This is a genomic window from Castellaniella sp., assembly GCF_049651205.1.
Taxonomy (GTDB): domain Bacteria; phylum Pseudomonadota; class Gammaproteobacteria; order Burkholderiales; family Burkholderiaceae_B; genus Castellaniella.
In genome coordinates this window covers 1-17866 of sequence record NZ_JBASBR010000004.1, presented here as the reverse complement: position 1 = coordinate 17866, position 17866 = coordinate 1, and the positions used below count along the sequence as shown (strand labels likewise).

At 58.7% G+C, this 17866-nt stretch carries 15 protein-coding genes and 1 other RNA gene; 12 read left to right on the top strand and 4 right to left on the bottom strand.

The window, feature by feature from the left end; translation table 11 throughout:
- Window positions 1–11: 11 nt before the first annotated feature.
- The 9 genes from WA928_RS01225 (at window position 12) to WA928_RS01185 (ending at window position 11165) form a co-directional block, all read left to right on the top strand.
- Window positions 12–896 (top strand): NAD(P)-dependent oxidoreductase, encoded by an 885-nt coding sequence (locus WA928_RS01225; RefSeq protein ID WP_424298560.1) that lies wholly within the window; start codon window positions 12–14, stop codon window positions 894–896.
- Window positions 893–2314 carry a YdgA family protein gene (locus WA928_RS01220; RefSeq protein WP_424298557.1) on the top strand — a complete coding sequence of 474 codons (1422 nt, stop codon included), beginning with the start codon at window positions 893–895 and terminating at the stop codon, window positions 2312–2314. The genes WA928_RS01225 and WA928_RS01220 overlap by 4 nt, the downstream gene beginning before the upstream one ends.
- A gap of 2 nt (window positions 2315–2316) precedes the next feature.
- A complete protein-coding gene (locus tag WA928_RS01215) occupies window positions 2317–2748 on the top strand; it encodes an HIT family protein (protein WP_424298554.1) in 432 nt (143 codons plus the stop codon).
- 429 nt (window positions 2749–3177) lie between these two features.
- Entirely contained in the window at window positions 3178–4539 is a 1362-nt protein-coding gene (locus WA928_RS01210) for a substrate-binding protein (protein ID WP_424298551.1), read from the top strand.
- 88 nt (window positions 4540–4627) lie between these two features.
- Entirely contained in the window at window positions 4628–5494 is an 867-nt protein-coding gene (locus tag WA928_RS01205) for a branched-chain amino acid ABC transporter permease (protein WP_424298548.1), read from the top strand.
- Window positions 5491–7377 carry an ABC transporter permease subunit gene (locus tag WA928_RS01200; RefSeq protein ID WP_417276203.1) on the top strand — a complete coding sequence of 629 codons (1887 nt, stop codon included), beginning with the start codon at window positions 5491–5493 and terminating at the stop codon, window positions 7375–7377. The genes WA928_RS01205 and WA928_RS01200 overlap by 4 nt, the downstream gene beginning before the upstream one ends.
- Window positions 7364–8068 carry an ABC transporter ATP-binding protein gene (locus WA928_RS01195; RefSeq protein ID WP_417276204.1) on the top strand — a complete coding sequence of 235 codons (705 nt, stop codon included), beginning with the start codon at window positions 7364–7366 and terminating at the stop codon, window positions 8066–8068. Before WA928_RS01200 ends, WA928_RS01195 begins: the two co-directional genes overlap by 14 nt.
- 118 nt (window positions 8069–8186) lie before the next feature.
- Entirely contained in the window at window positions 8187–8834 is a 648-nt protein-coding gene (gene ribA / locus WA928_RS01190; RefSeq protein WP_417276205.1) for a GTP cyclohydrolase II, read from the top strand.
- Between the two features lie 180 nt (window positions 8835–9014).
- Window positions 9015–11165: a putative bifunctional diguanylate cyclase/phosphodiesterase gene (locus WA928_RS01185; protein ID WP_424299553.1), complete on the top strand. Its 2151-nt coding sequence runs from the start codon at window positions 9015–9017 to the stop codon at window positions 11163–11165.
- Here the strand turns inward: WA928_RS01185 and WA928_RS01180 are convergent.
- On the bottom strand, window positions 11162–12757 hold the full coding sequence (locus tag WA928_RS01180; RefSeq protein ID WP_424298543.1) for a glycosyltransferase family 39 protein: 1596 nt from the start codon (window positions 12755–12757) through the stop codon (window positions 11162–11164). The genes WA928_RS01185 and WA928_RS01180 overlap by 4 nt on opposite strands.
- 132 nt (window positions 12758–12889) lie before the next feature.
- On the opposite strand from WA928_RS01180, the gene lipA reads away from it, so the two are divergent.
- A complete protein-coding gene (gene lipA, locus WA928_RS01175; protein ID WP_424298540.1) occupies window positions 12890–13876 on the top strand; it encodes a lipoyl synthase in 987 nt (328 codons plus the stop codon).
- Between the two features lie 23 nt (window positions 13877–13899).
- Here the strand turns inward: lipA and WA928_RS01170 are convergent, their stop codons facing one another.
- On the bottom strand, window positions 13900–14805 hold the full coding sequence (locus WA928_RS01170; protein ID WP_424298537.1) for a LysR family transcriptional regulator: 906 nt from the start codon (window positions 14803–14805) through the stop codon (window positions 13900–13902).
- Window positions 14806–14900: 95 nt separating this feature from the next.
- On the opposite strand from WA928_RS01170, the gene WA928_RS01165 reads away from it, so the two are divergent.
- Window positions 14901–15782 carry a pirin family protein gene (locus WA928_RS01165; RefSeq protein WP_424298534.1) on the top strand — a complete coding sequence of 294 codons (882 nt, stop codon included), beginning with the start codon at window positions 14901–14903 and terminating at the stop codon, window positions 15780–15782.
- A 98-nt stretch (window positions 15783–15880) separates the two neighbouring features.
- On the opposite strand, the gene WA928_RS01160 is transcribed toward WA928_RS01165, so the two are convergent.
- Both WA928_RS01160 and WA928_RS01155 read right to left on the bottom strand, forming a co-directional pair.
- Window positions 15881–16201, bottom strand: a complete 321-nt coding sequence (locus WA928_RS01160; protein WP_424298531.1) for a hypothetical protein — start codon at window positions 16199–16201, stop codon at window positions 15881–15883.
- Window positions 16202–16443: 242 nt separating this feature from the next.
- Window positions 16444–17112 carry a dienelactone hydrolase family protein gene (locus tag WA928_RS01155; RefSeq protein WP_424298528.1) on the bottom strand — a complete coding sequence of 223 codons (669 nt, stop codon included), beginning with the start codon at window positions 17110–17112 and terminating at the stop codon, window positions 16444–16446.
- A 119-nt stretch (window positions 17113–17231) separates the two neighbouring features.
- On the opposite strand from WA928_RS01155, the gene ssrA reads away from it, so the two are divergent.
- Window positions 17232–17597, top strand: a transfer-messenger RNA (tmRNA) gene (gene ssrA / locus WA928_RS01150).
- Window positions 17598–17866 lie beyond the last annotated feature (269 nt).

Sequence of the window (17866 nt, the reverse complement as noted above, 5' to 3'; positions counted from 1 at the left end):
GGAGACTCCCCATGAAAATCGGATTTTGCGGCCTGGGCCGAATGGGCGTACCCATGGTGCGGCGCCTTTTGCAGGCAGGCCACCAGGTGCATGTCTGGAATCGCTCGCCCGGCCCGGCCCAAACGCTGGCCGCCGAAGGCGCCATCGTGTGCCCCACGCCGCAGGCGCTGGCCGATGCCTGTGAATACGTGGCCCTGTGCCTGTTTGATGCCGCTGCCGTCGAGGCTGTGGTGTTTGGCCAAGCCGGCCTGGCGCAGTCTGCCCATTTGGCGGCGATTGTTGATCATTCTTCGATCCCGCCAGACGCTACCCGGCTTTTTGCCCAGCGCCTGCAAGCGGCCAGTGGGGCCCAGTGGCTGGATGCGCCGGTATCGGGCGGCACCGGTGGTGCGGCAGCCGGCACGCTGGCCGTGATGACTGGTGGCCCGGCGCAACTATGTGATCACCTCAGGCCGGTGTTGTCAGCCTACGCACAGCGCGTCACCCACATGGGGCCGGTGGGTGCAGGGCAGGTCAGCAAGTTGTGCAACCAGGCCATCGTTACCACCACATTGGCAGCAATTGCCGAAGCCATTGCCCTGGCCCGCGAGGCCGGAGTGGATGCTTCCCGTTTGTCCGAGGCACTCCAGGGTGGTTGGGCCGATTCCACCCTGCTGCAGATTTTTGTGCCACGCATGACCCAGCCCCCACCGGCGCCGCAGGCCAGCCTGGACACCATGGTTAAAGACCTCAATACTGTGGCGGCACTTGCCCAGGCACAAGGCACCGCCATGCCGGTGGTGTCTGCCGTGGGGCAGGCCTGGCGCATGGCCAGCCGGCAAGGACTGGGCGCGGCCGATGCGTCCCAACTGATTCGTCTGTACGATACGCAGTCCAACACAGGAGACTCTGCATGACTCGAGGTTTGAAGGTAACGCTGGCGCTTGGAGGCATTGTTGTTCTGGGATACGTGGGCGCATCCTGGTATGCCGGCCAGATTGCCCAACAGTCCATCGTTTCCTGGGTCGATCAAACCAATCAGGACATCCAGCGGCAGTGGACGGCACCTGAAACCCCACCCGAACTGCAGGTTGCTGACTATCAGCGGGGCGTTTTTTCGTCACAAGCCCGCTACATTTTTAAATTTACCGATCAGGATGGCCAGGCGCAGTCGCTGGCTGTAGAACAGGCACTTCAACATGGCCCCTGGCCCCTGGAGGCACTGAAAAACGGCATCTGGCAACCGTTGGCAGCCTATAGCCATCTGCAGCCCTTGCCCGACGGTGCCTGGCAGCCCTGGTTTGATGTAGTGGCTGATCATCAGGTGCCCTGGCAGGCTACTGTGCAAGTGGGGTTCCAAGGGCAGGCCAGCGGTGTCTGGACACTGCAACCGGTTAAAACCATCGGCGAGCTTGCGCTGGATTTCAGTGGCGGCGTGCTGCGCGCCGATTACACGCCCAAGCAGCGTCAAACCACTGTCACCGCAGAGGCCCAATCCCTGAAAATTCAGGATGACAGCGGGTTGCTGCACTTTGAAGATCTGCATTTCCAGGGGCTGACTACCCTGAGTGGTGAAACCGACATGCAATCGCACCAAACCCTCCAGGCAAGCCAGGTGCGCATCCAGCAAGAGGGGGCGCCGGATCTTTTATTGCATCAGCCTGCCATGTTGCTGGACCTTGCCCGTACGGGCAGTTTGCTTGATGGCCGGGTGCGCTATGACGTCGAGCAATTGTCCGCCGGCAAGCAGAATCTTGGCACCTTGCAGTTGCAGGCGTCGGCACAGCAATTAAATGTCGAGGCAGTGCAAGCCCTGATGGCCTTACTGGCGCAGCAGCAAGCTCAGGACGATGATGGCGCGCCGCTGACGCCCCAGCAAGAACAGCAGGTGCGCGAGGCCTTGCTGCCTGTGCTGGCGGCATCTCCCCGCCTGGCCCTGGATGCAGTCACCTGGAAAACCGACAAAGGCCAGACCGACTTCAAGGCAGTGGCACAGTTTCGGCCGGTGCCCCAGGACGCCGACCCCGACCTGGGCCGCACGATTGAATCGGCCATTGCCCGTGTCTCGGCACACGCGGGTGTCTCCAGGCCCATGCTGATGCAGATTTTGCGCGATACGCAAGCCAGCAGCTCTGACGGCGATATGGCGGTTGCACTGATTGGCATGCTGTTCGATCGCTATAGTGGCCGTCTGCGGCGTGCCGAGCTGCTGCGCGAGCAAGACGGACAGCTGCAAGTGGATATTTCTTATGCCGATGGTGTGGTAACCATCAACGATCGTGAAATGACCCCCCCTGAACTATCCGGCCGTTTATCGGCGGCATTGGGAGAGTAAGCATGGACACTGTTTTTACCCGCATTCTGGCTGGCGAAATACCGGCTGCTATCGTTTATCGGGATGACACCTTCTTTGCGTTCATGGACGCCGGGCAGCTGAACCCGGGCCATGTACTGGTGGCGCCCTGCCATCCGTATCCCTCCTTGCTGGATATGGATGAGGATACGGCTGCGGGTCTGATGCGTCTGGCCTGGCGCGTGGCCCATGCGGTGCAAGAGGCCTTTCAACCAGAGGGCCTCACCCTTTTGCAGGCAAACCGGCCTGCAGGGTGGCAGACGGTGCCTCACGCCCACATGCATGTCTTGCCGCGCTACGAGAACGATGGGGTGGGCCTGGTGTGGCCACGCAAGGATCCCGGCCTGGATGTATTGCGTGAGTATGCCGCCCGGATTCATCTGCCGGTGCAGGGGTTGTTACCTGCATCAAAATAATTGTTTTAGGTAACAAGCATACCGGAGGCTCAGGCCTCCTTTTTTTTGCTGCTTACTGGTTTTCAGGGTAAATACCGGACTAATGATTTCCCTTAGGCATTAACCCTTATTTATTGCATTGCAGCATTATTTCCAATAATAAAAAACGCAATAAAACAAAGGATTAGAACACCCTCCCAGCAATGATTCAGGTATGCAGCAAAAGGACATCTGTGGGCCTTATCCGGAGATGCGAGCAAGCGTAAGTTTTGCGTAAGTTTCAAACCACTTAATAGCATCACGCAGAAGTCTTGCGGTTCGTTTCTCTGCTTCGACATAAAAATAAAGCTGTTTTTATATCCAAAAAAATCGCGGGTTATTTACTGGAATGCAGTAACTCTGCCGGGCGTCACCGACACCCGGGGCCACTCAAATTCAGGAGACAAAGCAATGAAAGACAAAAACATCTTGGGTCAAGCCATGCAATCGCAGGTTAAACGTCGCTCCGTGCTTAAAGCTGGTGCCGCAGGCGTTGCCGGTGGCATGCTGATGCCCGGCGCCGCACGGGTTGCAATGGCCGCAGAACAGAAACCTCTGGGTGCATGGCCTGCTGGTGTCGAGGGCGACTCCGTCTTTGTCGGCCTCACGGTCGACCTCACCGGTCCGTATTCTGCACAGGGAGCTGAACAGAAAAACGGCTACGAGCTTGCCGCCGAGCAAATCAACGCGGGTGCGCCTCAGGTACAGAAAATCTCGCCCCTGATCAAAAAGGGCATCATGGGCAAAAAACTGGTGCTGGGCTCGGCCGATGCCGAAACCAAACCCAATACCGGCGTGCAAGCTGCCACCCGCTTTATCCATGACAACAAGGCCATGATGATTGCCGGCAGCACCAGCAGCGCCGTGGCCATCGCGCTGCAAAAAGTGTGCAACCGCGAGCACACGCCGTACTTCACCGCCATTTCGGGCTCTAACGAAACCACCGGTGTTGATTGCCAGCGCTATGGTTTCCGTCTCTGCTACTTTGCCTACATGGCTTGCAAGGCCATTGCCCCTGTGGTGGCCAAAGAGCTCGGCAAAGATCGCAAGGCTGCCTACCTCACCCCTGACTACACCTATGGTCACACCACCACCCAATCGATGAAAGAATTCACCGAGAAGGAAGGCTGGACAACCGTCACCAACCAGGTTCACCCACTGGGCGCCAAGGATTACAGCTCGTACCTGATCAACATCGCCAACACCGACGCCAATGTGTTGGTGGTGGTGGCCTATGGTGCAGATGCCGCCAACGCCATCAAGCAAGCCAAGCAGTTTGGCCTGCTCGAAAAAATGAAAATCGTGGTGCCTTACATGTCGGCCTACCTCGAAAAAGAAGTTGGCGCCGATGTCATGCAGGGTGTGTACGCGGCCCAGGGCTTCTGGTGGACGATGCAAGACGACAATCCGGTTGCCAAGGATTTCGTCGAGGCCTACGAGAAGAAATTCAACAGCAAACCACGCGATTCGGCCATGTACGCCTATCTGGCCTTGGTGTTGTGGGCCGATGCCGTCGAGCGCGCCAAGAGCTTCTACCCGGTGGATGTGGTCAAGGCCCTCGAGGCCGGCGAGCTGCGTGACAGCCCGGTTGGCAAGGTGACCTTCCGTGCCGAAGATCACCAGGGCATCGTCAACTTTCCCATCCTGCGCGGCAAGAAACCCGCAGACATGAAGAGCCCCGAAGACTTCTTCGAAGTCGTTCAGGTCGTCCAAGGCAAGGATGTCTTGCCTAAGGTCGGCTTGCTGGGTTGCAAGATGGGCGATTACGTCTAAAACCAGGTTTCCGGCCATTGCCCTGCTCAGGTGGGCAATGGCTGGTTACTGATTCGGGGTTCTCACAGGAGGCAACTCGATGCCGAGCATGTCTTTATTTCTTTCGCAGTTATTTAACGGGCTGGCCACCGGCCTGTTATTGGCGCTTATCAGTACCGGCCTGACGATTATCTACGGCACGCTCGGTGTCATTAACTTTGCTCACGGCGCGCTGTTTGTCGTGGGTGGATATGCAGGGTATACGGTTTATGGTTTAACCGATTCTTTCGTGCTGGCGGTTGCCGGGGGTTCTGCCGTCGCACTGGCCTGTGGCCTGATCATGGAACGCGGCCTGATGCGCAAGTTTTACAGCCGTCCGCCCGAAGACCAGATTCTGGTCACGTTTGGCATCAGCATCGTGCTGGTCGAGATCGTGCGCGGCCTCTACGGCGGCGTCAGTCTCTCGATTACGCCACCGTCCTGGGGGCAGGGCATCGCCCATATTGGTTCGCTGATTTATCCGCTTTACCGGCTTGAAACCCTGGGTATTGCAGCAGCCACCCTGTTGGTGCTGTATCTGGTTCTGTACCGCACCAGCCTTGGGTTGATTGTGCGCGCCGGGATCGAAGACGCACAGATGGTCAATGCCTTGGGCATCAACATCAAGCGCACTTTCTTGCTGGTGTTTGGCCTGGGTGCCATGGCAGCCGGTTTTGCTGGGGTCATCAACTCGCCCATCGTGGCACTTACCCCTGACATGGGCTTCCGCTATCTGGTTGAGTCCTTCGTGGTGGTGGTGATTGGCGGGGTGGGTTCTTTCCCCGGGGCTGTGGTTGGCGGGATTATCGCTGGTGAAATCCTCAGTCTCACAGCGATGATCAATCCGCAATATTCAGACGTCATGCTGTTTATCGCCATGGCGCTGGTGCTGATTTTCCGCCCGCAAGGCTTGATGGGTCAGGAGGGCCGGGAATGAGCTCAGTTCACACAAGTACAGTCGACGACGCCGGCGTGGGCAGCAAGCCAGCCGGCGCACCAGGAGGTCATATCGTGCGCAGACAGCTTCCGGAAATGCTGGTCGGGCTGGGCCTGATTGCCGCTCCCTTTGTGTTACCCCTTATTGGCATGAGCCCTGATCTGCTCACCCGGATTCTCATCTGGGGCCTGTTTGGGCTTGGTTTTGATCTGCTGTTTGGCTATACGGGCTTACTATCCTTTGGCCAGGCGGCGTTTTATGGCACGGGCGGTTTTGTCACGGCCTATCTGCTTACTGACGGCATTGTGCCCAATATGCTGGTGGCGCTGCTGCTAGGCACCATCGCCGCATCGGTGGCGGGGCTTATCATCGGCTACCTCACCTTGCGTCGTACCGGCATCTACTTTGCCATGAGCACTTTGGCCTTTGGCGAGATGTTCTACTTTCTTGAGAACTCCTCGTTTAAAGACTACACCGGTGGTGAAAACGGTATCGCCGGTGTGCCGCCTCCCGAGCTCTCCCTGGGCTTCATCAATCTTCACATCTCCAGTGGCTGGCCCATGTACTGGTTTGTGGCGGTGATCTTCTTCATCGGGTATCTCATTGCCCGGCGCATTGTGCGCTCGCCGTTTGGCGCGGTGCTCAAGGCCATTCAGGGCAATCCAAAACGGGCCACCGCCCTGGGTCACTCCATTCAGTCCTACAAACTGATCGTGTTTATTGTGGCTGCTGCGTATGGTGGTCTGGCGGGTGGTTTGCTGGGTGTGTTTCAGTCATATATGCCGCCTGACGCCTTCTCTCTGGATACCTCCGCTCAGTTGGTGATCCAGACGGTGATGGGTGGTGCAGGTACGTTGCTGGGGCCACTGCTGGGTGCCACCATCTGGCTGTACCTCTACGAGGGCTTGCAGCAGGTGGGCAGCCTGGGGCCTTACTGGAAACTCATCCTGGGTGTGGTGTTTGTGGTGCTGGTTACCGTGTTTCGCCGTGGCGTGGCCGGTGGCATCATCGATTTCGTCCGCCATCGCCGCCAGAGCCTGCCGTCGGATCTCGATGACAACGCCAGCCAGCGTGTGGCCAGCACGCTGGATATCGTGCCACCCTTGGCCAGCACCCGTCCTGGTGCGCCGGTGCTCGAAGCACGTGGCATCAGCAAGCATTACGGTGGGCTCAAAGCCAACTCGGATATCGATTTCACCTTGCGTGACGGCGAGCTCCATGGCGTCATCGGCCCCAATGGTGCCGGTAAATCTACCTTCTTTGCGATGCTGGCGGGCGAGCTCCCCACCACGTCCGGCAAGGTGTTCTTCCGTGGCCAAGAGATCACTGGTATTGGCGTTACCTCTGTGTGCCAGTTGGGCATGAGCAAGTCATACCAGATCAATCAGTTGTTCGAGCACCTCACTGTGCGCCAGAACATGATGGTTCCCGTGTTGGCGCGTTTGCGTGGCCGGTATCGTGCCGATCTGCTCAGCGGCCTGCATTCTGATCGCCTGGATTCTCAGGTTAATGCCGCCATTGCCATGGTGGACCTCACCGCCCATGCCGATACCATGGTGTCCGACATGGCCTACGGCGAGAAACGCCGGCTTGAAATCGGTCTGGCACTGGCCACCGGGGCCAATGTCCTGCTGTTTGACGAGCCCCTGGCCGGCCTTGGGCCCGAAGAGCGCGTGCTGGTGGTGTCCCTGCTGAAATCGATTCGTCAGGGTCGCAGCATGGTGATTGTGGAACACGATATGGACGCCATGTTTGAACTGGCTGAACGTATTACGGTGCTGTACGAAGGCCGCAAGCTGGCCGAGGGCACGCCGGATGAAATCCGCCACGACCCGTCGGTCCAGGCGGCTTATCTCGGAGGGATGGACGATGAGTCTGCTTGAAGTCGACAAAATCAACAGTTTTTACGGGGATTCCCACATCCTGTTCGATGTCTCCATGCGCATTGAACAGCACGAAGTCGTCGCGCTGCTGGGGCGTAACGGTGCCGGCAAGAGCACCACGCTGAAATCCCTCATGGGGATGGTCACCGTCAAATCCGGGGCGATCCGCCATAACGGGGTTGAGATCCAGCATCTGCCGCCATTCAGTCGCGCTGCGCTGGGTATCCAGCTGGTGCCCGAAGAACGCCGTGTTTTTGGCTCGATTACCGTCAACGAGAACCTGCAGCTGGCAGCCATGACGGCCGACAAGCCTCGCAGCCTGGATGAAATCTACGCAACGTTTCCGCGCCTGGCCGAACGCAAACGCAATCGTGGCAAACAGCTCTCGGGCGGCGAGCAGCAGATGCTGGCCATCGCCCGGGCGATGATCCGCAACGCAGATATCATCCTGCTCGACGAGCCTTTCGAAGGTCTGGCACCGCTGATCGTGCGCGATCTCATGCAGGTGTGCCGGCAGATGGCCGATGCAGGGCAAACAATTGTCATTGTTGAGCAAAACGTCCGGGCGGCGCTGTCGCTGGCCGACCGCGCTTATATTGTCAACAATGGTCATGTGGTGTACGAGGGCACGCCCAAAGACTTGCACGAAAACGGTGAGATCATCGAGCGTTATCTCGGGGTCAAAGCCTGATTCTTGCAGAGCCTGCTGGGCGGTTTTGGGGGGTCTCACATTTGTGAGGCCCTTTTTTTCCTGATTGTGTCGGGGTGTTAATCTATAGCCCGTTTCAATCCACTTGTGTTTTCAGTCCATGTCCAGTTCTTCGGGTGCCAGTTCGGGTGCAGATGACAATCTGCTGCAGTATGTCGCCTCCAGTCAGTTGCCCATGCCGTGGGCTGTTTTTCAGATTCACGCCTTCGTCGAGCCCGCCAGTGGTAAAGAACACGTGGCGCTGACGCTGGGCGATCTGAGCACCGACGCTCCGGTGTTGGCACGGATTCACTCCGAGTGCCTGACGGGTGATGCCTTGTTCAGCCAGCGATGCGATTGTGGTGCCCAACTGGAAGCCGCCTTGCAGCGCATTGCCGAAGAAGGCCGCGGCATCTTGATGTATTTGCGCCAAGAGGGCCGGGGCATCGGCTTGCTTAACAAAATTCGTGCCTATCATCTGCAGGACGAAGGCGCAGACACCGTAGAAGCCAACGAGCGCCTGGGGTTTCCGGCAGACATGCGCCGCTACGACCTTTGCCGCCCGATGCTGGTGCACTTTGGCGTGCACAGCCTGCGGCTGATGACCAACAATCCCCGCAAAGAGCGTGTGCTGGCAGACCTTGGGTTTGAGATTGCCGAGCATATCCCGCTGCAGGTAAATCGCAACCCATATAACGAGCAATATCTTCGTACCAAGGCACGCAAGCTGGGTCATCAATTCAAAGAGTATTTCGGCGAAGCGCCTTAGCAGGAAAGCAGTGGTTGGCTGCAGCCTGATCTGAGAGGGTTGGAGGTGTGGCGAGGGCGTGCAAAGGCCTATGGATATTACGGATATCCGTAGTCAAGATGGCATGTTAAAAAGCTGGGTGATGCAGGTTTTCAGGTGCCGTCACATGCCCCCTACGCTATACACCACCGATTCCGCGTGATGGTCTCCACTCCTCATTTCACCCGTTTTCCTGATGGGCCGGCGTCTGCATTGCAGGCCTTGCCCCTGCCGTTCGACTCCTCCGACCGCTCCCACATTCTTGCCTTGCTGCGCCTGGGTGATTATTTTCAGGATGCGTGCCTGGCAACCGACACCCACGATCACATCATCTACATGAACCGCAGCGCCGAGCGCCTGTTTGGCTATCGGCATGGTGCGGCGCTGGGTGTGCCGGTGCAAACCTTGATGCCCGATGTCGAGCTGATCAAGTCTCGCCTCGACCAAGAACCTGCGCGACAAACCCTGCTGTGGCGTGGCAAAGGCCGGCATCGCCAGTCTCGGGCGTTGCCGCTTACCGGCGCAGTCACACATATCCCGTCGTCATCGGGGCGCAGTCACCTTTATGTGTTGCGCACCCGCAAAACGGGCGGTTCAAATGAGATCGAGCGCCAGGCCGAGCTCGCCTCGCTGGTGTACCGCAACACCAGCGAAGGCATGTTGGTACTAGACCCCAAAGGCATCATCCTGGATGTCAATCCCGCGTTTGTCAGCCTGCGCGGACGTGCTGAGTCCGACGTCATCGGCCGGCATGTGCGCTGTCTCAATTCTCCCTGCCATGATCGCGAGTTTTACAGCACCATGTGGCGCACTGTGATGGAAACCGGCAGTTGGCAGGGCGAGCACTGGGGCCAGCACGCCAATGGCGAGCTCTACCCCGAGTGGCTCAGCATCAATACCTCGTTTGGCCCGGAAGGCGAACCCCAGCGTCGCGTAATGATCTTCTCGAACATTGCCGAGATCAAGCAGGCCGAGGCCATGATCTGGAAGCAGGCCAACTTCGACCGTCTTACCGATTTGCCCAATCGGCAGATGTTTCATGATCGCCTTGAGCAAAGCATCCGTAAGGCGCGCCGGGCCAACGGGCGCATCGGCCTGCTGTTTCTTGATCTCGACCGCTTCAAAGAGATCAACGATACTCTGGGCCATGCCATGGGCGATGAACTTCTCAAAGAGGCCGCACGCCGGCTCAGCGGCTGCGCGCGCCAAAGCGACACCGTGGCCCGCCTGGGTGGAGACGAGTTCACTGTTTTGCTGGACGATGTGCATGAACCGCGCGATATCGAGCGTCTGACGCGTTCGATTCTGGCCGAACTGGCCGAGCCTTTCCGGCTGGGTGTCGAAACCGTCTTTATCTCCACCAGTATCGGCGTGACGTTTTTCCCGGATGACGCCACTGACGCAGAAACCTTGCTGAACAACGCCGATCAGGCGATGTACTCGGCCAAGGCCGATGGCCGTAACCGCAGCCGGTATTTCACGGCTTCCATGCAAGAGCGCGCACAAACCCGCATGCGTCTGGTCAACGACCTCCATCTGGCGCTGGATCAAAACCAGTTTTCCTTGCACTACCAGCCTATTGTGGATCTGAGCACGGGCCAGGTGGCCAAGGCTGAGACCCTGCTGCGCTGGCATCATCCGGTGCGAGGGCTGGTGTCACCGGTCGAGTTCATCCCGCTGGCCGAAGAAACCGGCATCATTCGTGCGCTGGGTGATTGGGTCTTTTGCGAGGCCACGCGCCAGGCCGCCGAGTGGCGCCAGCAGTTTCAGTCGGATATCCAGATCAGCGTCAATATTTCGCCGGCGCAGTTGCGCCACGAGGGCCTCGATCTGGATTTTTGGCAGGCGCACCTCAATACACTGGGATTGGCCTCAGAACATGTCATCATCGAAATCACCGAAGGCCTGCTGATGGATTCAGACGATGATCGCATCCGCCAGCAGCTCTCGGCATTTCGTCAGGCGGGCGTGCAGGTTGCCCTGGATGATTTTGGTACCGGCTATTCGTCGCTGTCTTATCTGCGCAAGTTTGACATTGATTTTCTCAAGATCGACCAATCCTTTGTGGCCAATCTGCGCCCGGGAAGCGCCGATCTTGCCCTGTGCGAGGCCATCATTTTGTTGGCGCACCGCCTGGGCTTGCGGGTGGTGGCAGAAGGCATCGAAACCATCCCCCAATATCAGCTGCTCAGCGGTGTGGGCTGCGATTTTGGCCAGGGGTATCTGTTTGCGCGGCCCATGCCGGCCCATGCCTTTGAGTCTCTTTTGCAAACGGGCGTGGATACCCGTCCGTTCAGGGATGGCCTCGCTTAGCCGCGTGGCTCAGCCGCGCCACGCAGGCAGTTTGAGGTAGCGGGTATTACCGCCCAATGCAGGTCGATCACCCGGCCTTTGGGGCCAGACCACTGCACGTTATCCGTGCCCTTCCAGGGTGCGGCATCATAAAGGGCCTGCACGGCCGGAGCAGGGGCCGCCCGGCCCGCTGCACTGAAAGCCACCAGCGCCCCGCACTGCAGGGCGGTACCGGGGGCAAACCAGGGCGAATGCTCGTCGCTGGCATCAATGTATACCTGGGTATTGGTGCCTGTATGGATGGCAATATTGCCCCCCAGCCAGGTGTTGGAAACCACTACCCGCAAGGGGCGCCCAGGTTGATGGGCTTGCCAGTGCTGTATGGCCAAGGCTGCCAGGGCGGGCCCGGGATAGGTGGATCGCGCCGCCTTGCCCATGGCGGTGGCCAGCGGGCCCCTAGCCGCGGCATAACCCAGTGCCATCACAATATGCAGGCCAACCACCAAGATCAGCACGCGGCGCATCTGTACGCCTTCTGGTCCGCGCAGATAGCCCATGCCAAAAAAACCAAACAGCACAAAAAACGTGCTGGCCCAGGAGGCTTCCAGCCGTGAGCCCAGCAGTGCAGAGATTGCTACGGTGGATATAAAGGGTGCCAGCCCTACCCACAGCAGAAACTGTCGATCAGGTGCTGATATTTCGGGCCAGTATCGGGTGGCGTGGGTGTCTGGTTCAAAGTGCTCATCGTTGGCTGGGTAACCAGGTGCGCGGTCTGCGCAGCGGCGTCGCCAGAACACACAGGCGATCAGCACCAGCAGCATGGGTGCCAGCCGGCCTGCCTGATCCAAAGAAAACGCCAGCAGATCTGCCCAGGCAGCCAAGCGGCCGCTGGCCTCCAGAGAGTGGTCGGCGTACAGCAGCGGCTCGAAGTGGTGTTGGGCCAGCCAGAACAGATGCGGGCTGAGCACGCACAGAAAACCAAAGGTGGCCACCCCCACACCCAGCCAGGTGCGGCGTGTGCGCCAGGCGCCACTGCGCAGCAGGTACAGAAAGAACGCCGCAAACTGGATCAGGGCACTGTACTTGGTCAGCATCGCCAAGCCGCTGACCGCACCCAAGAGGATCCAGTCGCGCATCTGCTGCTTGCGCACGGCCCGATAAAATAGCCAAATAGACGCTGTGACCGACCACAGCTGGGCCGTGTTGTGGTTATAGATTGTGCCGCGCAGTGAAAAATAAGCCGTCACAGATACCAACAAGACAGCCATCAGAGCTTTGCGGGGGGTAGTGAATTCGCGTGCCAGTTTCCAGACAAACCACAGGCCCAGTGCCGAAAAAATCTGCCCCATCAAAAATGGCAGCCATACGGGGCGCCCGAACATCTGTGTGGCAAAGTACATGACCCAGGAGGGCAGTGGCGGGTGCTTGGTGTAGCCAAGCTCCAGGCTGGCCGCCCACACCAGCTCTTCCATGCCGTCAAGATCAGGCGCAGAGTGGCTGATTGCGCACAGGGTGGTCCAGAGTGCCACCATGCCCAGCAGACAAACAAGCACCAGGGCAGTGCCTGGTGGGCGGGCTAAAAGCGGAATCTTGGGGGGGCGCGGTGGCTGCATGGCCGCCAGTATACCGAGCCCCTCAGGCATCAGGAAAGCAGAACCCGGCAGGTGGCGCGTGGTACTATCGCCGCAGGTGCGCGCCGGGGCTGACGCGCACCCATTTTCTTCATTTTGTACAGGTTTTCACCCATGACGACTGAAGTCCCCATTATCCGCGCCCGTTCGGGCTCCAAATTTGTCAGCCCGCAGGGCACCCGCGCCGTTAAAGACGGCATGCGGCCCAGCGAGCTTACCGAGATCCCAGACTCTGCCCCCAAGCCCGCCTGGTTGCGTGTGCGGGTGCCCGCGGGTAAGGGCTACCAAGAGATTCGCGACATTGTGCAGACGCACAAGCTGAATACGGTGTGCGCAGAGTCCAAGTGTCCCAATATTGCCGAGTGCTGGGGGCGGGGTACCGCTACGCTGATGCTGATGGGGTCGGTGTGCACCCGGGCCTGCAAGTTTTGCGCAGTCAGTACAGGCAATCCGCATGGCTGGCTGGATCACAACGAGCCAAATAGCGTGGCTGATGCCGTGGTCTTGATGCGGCTGAAATACGTGGTACTGACCTCAGTAGACCGTGATGATCTGCTGGATGGTGGCGCCGGGCATTACGCCGCCTGTATCCGGGCCATTCATCAGCGCTCGCCCGAAACCGCTGTCGAGGCCCTGACCCCCGATTTCCAGGGGCAGAAAAGCGCCATCGAAACAATCTTGGATGCCGGCCTGATCACGTTTGCGCAGAATATCGAAACCGTCGAGCGCCTGACCCACGTAGTGCGTGATGTGCGTGCCGGTTACCGGCAAACGCTGGATGTGCTGGCCTACGCCAAGCAGTACGCACCGCATACCCTCACCAAAACCAGCATGATGCTGGGTCTGGGCGAAACCGACGAAGAAATCGAACAGGCCATGGACGACATCCGGGCTGCCAACGTGGATATCCTGACATTTGGCCAGTACATGCGGCCCACGTCCAATCACTTGCCCGTGCGCCGCTTTGTTACCCCCGAGCAATTCCGCGCCTATCGCGATCTTGGTCTGTCCAAGGGCTTTCGTGAGGTGGTTTCGGGCGCATTGGTTCGGTCCAGCTACCGGGCCGAGCAAGTGCTGCAAAAAGAAAACGTCGGCCTTTAAGCCAGCGCAGATGGGCCGGCCGCCTATGGGCTGCTGGGCCCCAGGCCGGCCGCCCGGATCTGCTCATCCAGCGCGTTGGCCAACTCTTGGCAGGCAGGGCCGATAAAGTCTGGCTGCGCAAACACCCGATACAGCATGGCGTAGCGATGGCGGCCTTCTTGCAGGGGTAAGACGCGTAGGCGGCCATCTTTAAGTTCGTCGCGTATGCGCTGCTCTGCGTACCACGCAAACCCCAGGCCGGCGCATGCCGCCCTGATGGATGTGATCGGCTCACTGAATGTCCAGCGCTGTTCGGCATCCAGCCATCCAGAGCTTTCTCTTCGTGTACCTGAGTCCCGTACCACCAGCTGCCGATGTTGGCGCAGGTCGGCCCATTGCAGTGGCCGCCCCAGTGCATGCAGCGGATGATCGGGTGCGGCAACCGCCACAAACCGCACCTGCATCATGGGCTCGCCGCTAAAACCTTGCGGGATGCGGGACGTGATGACCAGGTCTGCCTCGCGTCGCAGCAAGGCTTCATCGGTGCCACTGAGTACGGTTTCCTGGATCTCGACACGGGTGGCCTGGCAATCTTTACTGAATTGCACCAGGGCTGCCAAGAGCAGCCAATCCGGGCATATGGCGTCGATGGCCACACGCAGCAAGGGCTCGCGCCCCGCAGCCAGCTGGCGTCCGGCAGAGTCCAGCCCCTGGGCGTGTTCTACCAATACACGGGCCCGTTGCAACAGGATCTGGCCCGAGTGCGTGGGTACCGCCCGCCGGCCTTGCAGGCGAAACAGGCGCAAGCCCAACTGGTCTTCGAGGCGCTGGATGGCATAGCTGACGGCCGACTGGCTTTTGCCCAGGGCCTCGGCGGCTTGTGCGTAGCCATTGTGATCCACCACAGCGATGAGCGCCTGCCAGTAAGCCAAGGGAATAATGTCTGACATATCTAATTTTTAGATTAAACCATCTTGATTTTTACCATGGATAATCGAATTATATGATTCATAATGGAAACCATTGAGAAACAAGGAGATGTTGCATGAGCACTCGTTCCATCACACGCATTTTGCCCGCCCAGGCCACACAAGACGGTGCCGGGGTTCGCCTGTTGCGCGCCGTGGGTTATCAGCACCAGGTTCGCATGGATCCATTTTTGATGCTGGATGCGTTCTCGTCTGACAATCCGGATGATTACATCGCAGGGTTTCCGGCGCACCCGCACCGTGGCTTTGAAACCGTCACCTACATTGTGGATGGCCATATGCGTCACCGCGATCACATGGGCAACGAGGGAGACCTCAAGGCGGGTGGTGTGCAGTGGATGACCGCTGGCCGAGGCATTATCCACGAAGAAATGCCGCAACAAGAAAACGGCTTGCTGCGCGGCTTTCAGATCTGGCTCAATCTGCCGGCTTCCGAAAAAATGCAGCCCGCGCATTATCGGGATATCCCCGCAGAAGCGCTGGCCACAGCCGATTTGCCTGATGGCGGTTTCATCAAGCTGATTGCCGGTACCATTCCCTGGGCCACATGCCCGCTAAAAGGCCCGGGGCAGGGCAGCCGCGCCTCGGTTACGCAGCCACTGATTGCTGATATCTGTGTGATGGCCGGGCAGTCTGTCGAGATCCCCGTACCGGCCACGCATGACGCCTTGCTGTACGTTTTTGAGGGCCAGTTTGATGGCGGCCAGCAAATCGTGCCGGCAGGCCATACCGTCTGGTACGGCCGCGAGGGCGATGTCGTACGGATTGCGCCGGTTGCCGGGGCTGCCGATGGGGTGCGGGTGTTGCTGCTGGCAGGCAAGCCGCTTAAAGAACCCATCGTGCAATATGGGCCGTTTGTAATGAATACCCAAGAGGAAATCGAGCAAGCCCTGCGCGATTACCGTGATGGTGTGCTGGCCGAGCCCGCTGCTGCTTAAGGGTCAAACGGCCCGCAGCTTGCAAACATCAAAGTTTGCTGCCCGGGCAGTGTAATGAAATCAGGGGGCCGATTGGCCCCCTGATGTTGTTGCGCAAGTTAGTCGTCCCAGCCACGGCCGCGATGGCCACGGTTGTGTTTCCAGTTTTTCTTCCAGTGTTTGCGCTCGTGGCGGTCGTAGTGGCCGCGGTCTGCCCAACCCATGCGATAGACGGGGCCGGGTACATAAACAGGCTCGGGCACCACCACAACCCGCGGGCGGTGATAGTAAGGCCGCGGTGGGTAGTAGTAGCCGGGGCTACCCCAGATCACACCAGGAATGCCGATCGAGACACCAATATCGACATCTGCCTGGGCTGCCGGCGCGGTGGCCAATAGGCCACCCATACACAGGATCGTCGCGATCAAGGCTTTTTTCATGTGATACCTCGCAAGTAATCAGAAATCTTTCAGGAGGCACCCCGGCCTGGCAGGCTGACTGGGGGATTAAACAACCAGGCGAACCAGATCGGGGCGACTCAGTGAAATGCCTGGATAGACTACCCGAGCAAACCACAAGGCTGATTGTCACCCAAAGGCCTTGCTTAAATGCCGACAGCTTGCGAAGAAAGGATTCAAAAGACTACACAAGCGGGTTGTCTGGCCTGTTTAGGCACAAATCCTCACGATTGCTGTTGGAAAAACGCAAGGGTTCTGTCCCAGGCCAGTTGAGCGGCCTCTGGGCGGTATGCGGGTGTTGCCTCGCGCCCAAACGAATGCCCGGCCTCTTGATAGATATGGATCTGGACGTTGGGTTGAGCCGCGCGGATCTTCTCGACGTCTGACAAGGGGATGGAGCCATCCTGGCCGCCAAAGTGCATTTGCACCGGGATTTTGGCCACGTCGTTGCAGTGATTGACGATGCCGCCCCCGTGCCAGCAAGAGGCCGCCGCAAAGTGGCTGGACAGGCACGCCATACGCCAGGAGAGATAGCCACCCCAGCAATAGCCCGTAAGCAGCCGCGTCTGCTGGCCCTTTAGCGCATCGGCCGCTGCCTCGATGTCCAGTTGTGCGGTCTCGTCGGCAATCGATTTTTTATACCCCAGGCCGCGCTGCACGTCTTCGGGGCTGTAGCCCAGTTGGACACCGTGCTCGGGTGTGGTGCGGCGGTCGAAGAGCGAGGGGCAGATGGCCCGGTAGCCCAGGGCCGCATAGCGATCCACGACAGAACGGATATAGGCGTTGATGCCAAAGATCTCTGGCAAAACCACCACCCCTACGCGGGCGGTGTCGGGGCCATTGATGTAGGCGGTGAATTCGTGACTGTCGGCGGACGTCAGGGTAATGTCCATGAAAAAGCTCCTGTGGAGGGCAGCAATGTTGCCGATTGGAGACTTCATCGTACTGCAAGCCGGGCGATCTGCCGCAAAGGTATTGTTTTATATGGAATGCCAGTACAATGACAAGCTCTGGGGCCGATTTGGCTTCGACGTGGGTCACAAAACAAGATAGTGCATACCGAGCACCAGTTCGCTCGTAAATCCACTGGAAAACTACAAACGCCAACGACGAGCGTTTCGCTCTGGCCGCTTAAGCGGTGAGCCGCTGCACCGATCTGTCCCTGGGTCGGATGGGGTAAAACCCATAGCAGCGTCATTCTCAGGGAATCGGATTCTGTCAGGTCACTGGGCCGGATCTTAAATTAGTGTGAATCGCTGCGGAAGGGCCTGTTGTCCGGCATGATCCAAGGTTAAAACTTTAAAATTGGCCAACTAAGTATGTAGAGCTACTTGCAGAGGGCTTGCGGACGGGGGTTCAATTCCCCCCGGCTCCACCAGAACACCTAGCTAGAAACCTTTCAAGACCCGCATATTTAAACGATATGCGGGTTTTTTCTTGCCAATTTCATCCAATCCAATCCATTAAAAACCAGTTGCCTTTGTGGGTACTTCTGGGGGAACATTTGATTAATCCATCTGGGCTCTACCCCATAATCGGGGGATACGCATTCATCAGACACGGTTGATCACACCGTTCCAGCCGCATTGAGCCAAGACTCTTAAGCGGTAATTCTCAAAATTCCTGAAGCCATATGCACGGCGCGAG

What these genes read in the sequence shown, in the direction of transcription:
- WA928_RS01225 (WP_424298560.1), top strand. Translation starts at nt 12, where the DNA reads ATGAAAATCGGATTTTGCGGCCTGGGCCGAATGGGCGTACCCATGGTG.
- WA928_RS01220 (WP_424298557.1), top strand. Translation starts at nt 893, where the DNA reads ATGACTCGAGGTTTGAAGGTAACGCTGGCGCTTGGAGGCATTGTTGTT.
- WA928_RS01215 (WP_424298554.1), top strand. Translation starts at nt 2,317, where the DNA reads ATGGACACTGTTTTTACCCGCATTCTGGCTGGCGAAATACCGGCTGCT.
- WA928_RS01210 (WP_424298551.1), top strand. Translation starts at nt 3,178, where the DNA reads ATGAAAGACAAAAACATCTTGGGTCAAGCCATGCAATCGCAGGTTAAA.
- WA928_RS01205 (WP_424298548.1), top strand. Translation starts at nt 4,628, where the DNA reads ATGTCTTTATTTCTTTCGCAGTTATTTAACGGGCTGGCCACCGGCCTG.
- WA928_RS01200 (WP_417276203.1), top strand. Translation starts at nt 5,491, where the DNA reads ATGAGCTCAGTTCACACAAGTACAGTCGACGACGCCGGCGTGGGCAGC.
- WA928_RS01195 (WP_417276204.1), top strand. Translation starts at nt 7,364, where the DNA reads ATGAGTCTGCTTGAAGTCGACAAAATCAACAGTTTTTACGGGGATTCC.
- ribA (WP_417276205.1), top strand. Translation starts at nt 8,187, where the DNA reads ATGTCCAGTTCTTCGGGTGCCAGTTCGGGTGCAGATGACAATCTGCTG.
- WA928_RS01185 (WP_424299553.1), top strand. Translation starts at nt 9,015, where the DNA reads ATGGTCTCCACTCCTCATTTCACCCGTTTTCCTGATGGGCCGGCGTCT.
- WA928_RS01180 (WP_424298543.1), bottom strand. Translation starts at nt 12,757, where the DNA reads ATGCAGCCACCGCGCCCCCCCAAGATTCCGCTTTTAGCCCGCCCACCA.
- lipA (WP_424298540.1), top strand. Translation starts at nt 12,890, where the DNA reads ATGACGACTGAAGTCCCCATTATCCGCGCCCGTTCGGGCTCCAAATTT.
- WA928_RS01170 (WP_424298537.1), bottom strand. Translation starts at nt 14,805, where the DNA reads ATGTCAGACATTATTCCCTTGGCTTACTGGCAGGCGCTCATCGCTGTG.
- WA928_RS01165 (WP_424298534.1), top strand. Translation starts at nt 14,901, where the DNA reads ATGAGCACTCGTTCCATCACACGCATTTTGCCCGCCCAGGCCACACAA.
- WA928_RS01160 (WP_424298531.1), bottom strand. Translation starts at nt 16,201, where the DNA reads ATGAAAAAAGCCTTGATCGCGACGATCCTGTGTATGGGTGGCCTATTG.
- WA928_RS01155 (WP_424298528.1), bottom strand. Translation starts at nt 17,112, where the DNA reads ATGGACATTACCCTGACGTCCGCCGACAGTCACGAATTCACCGCCTAC.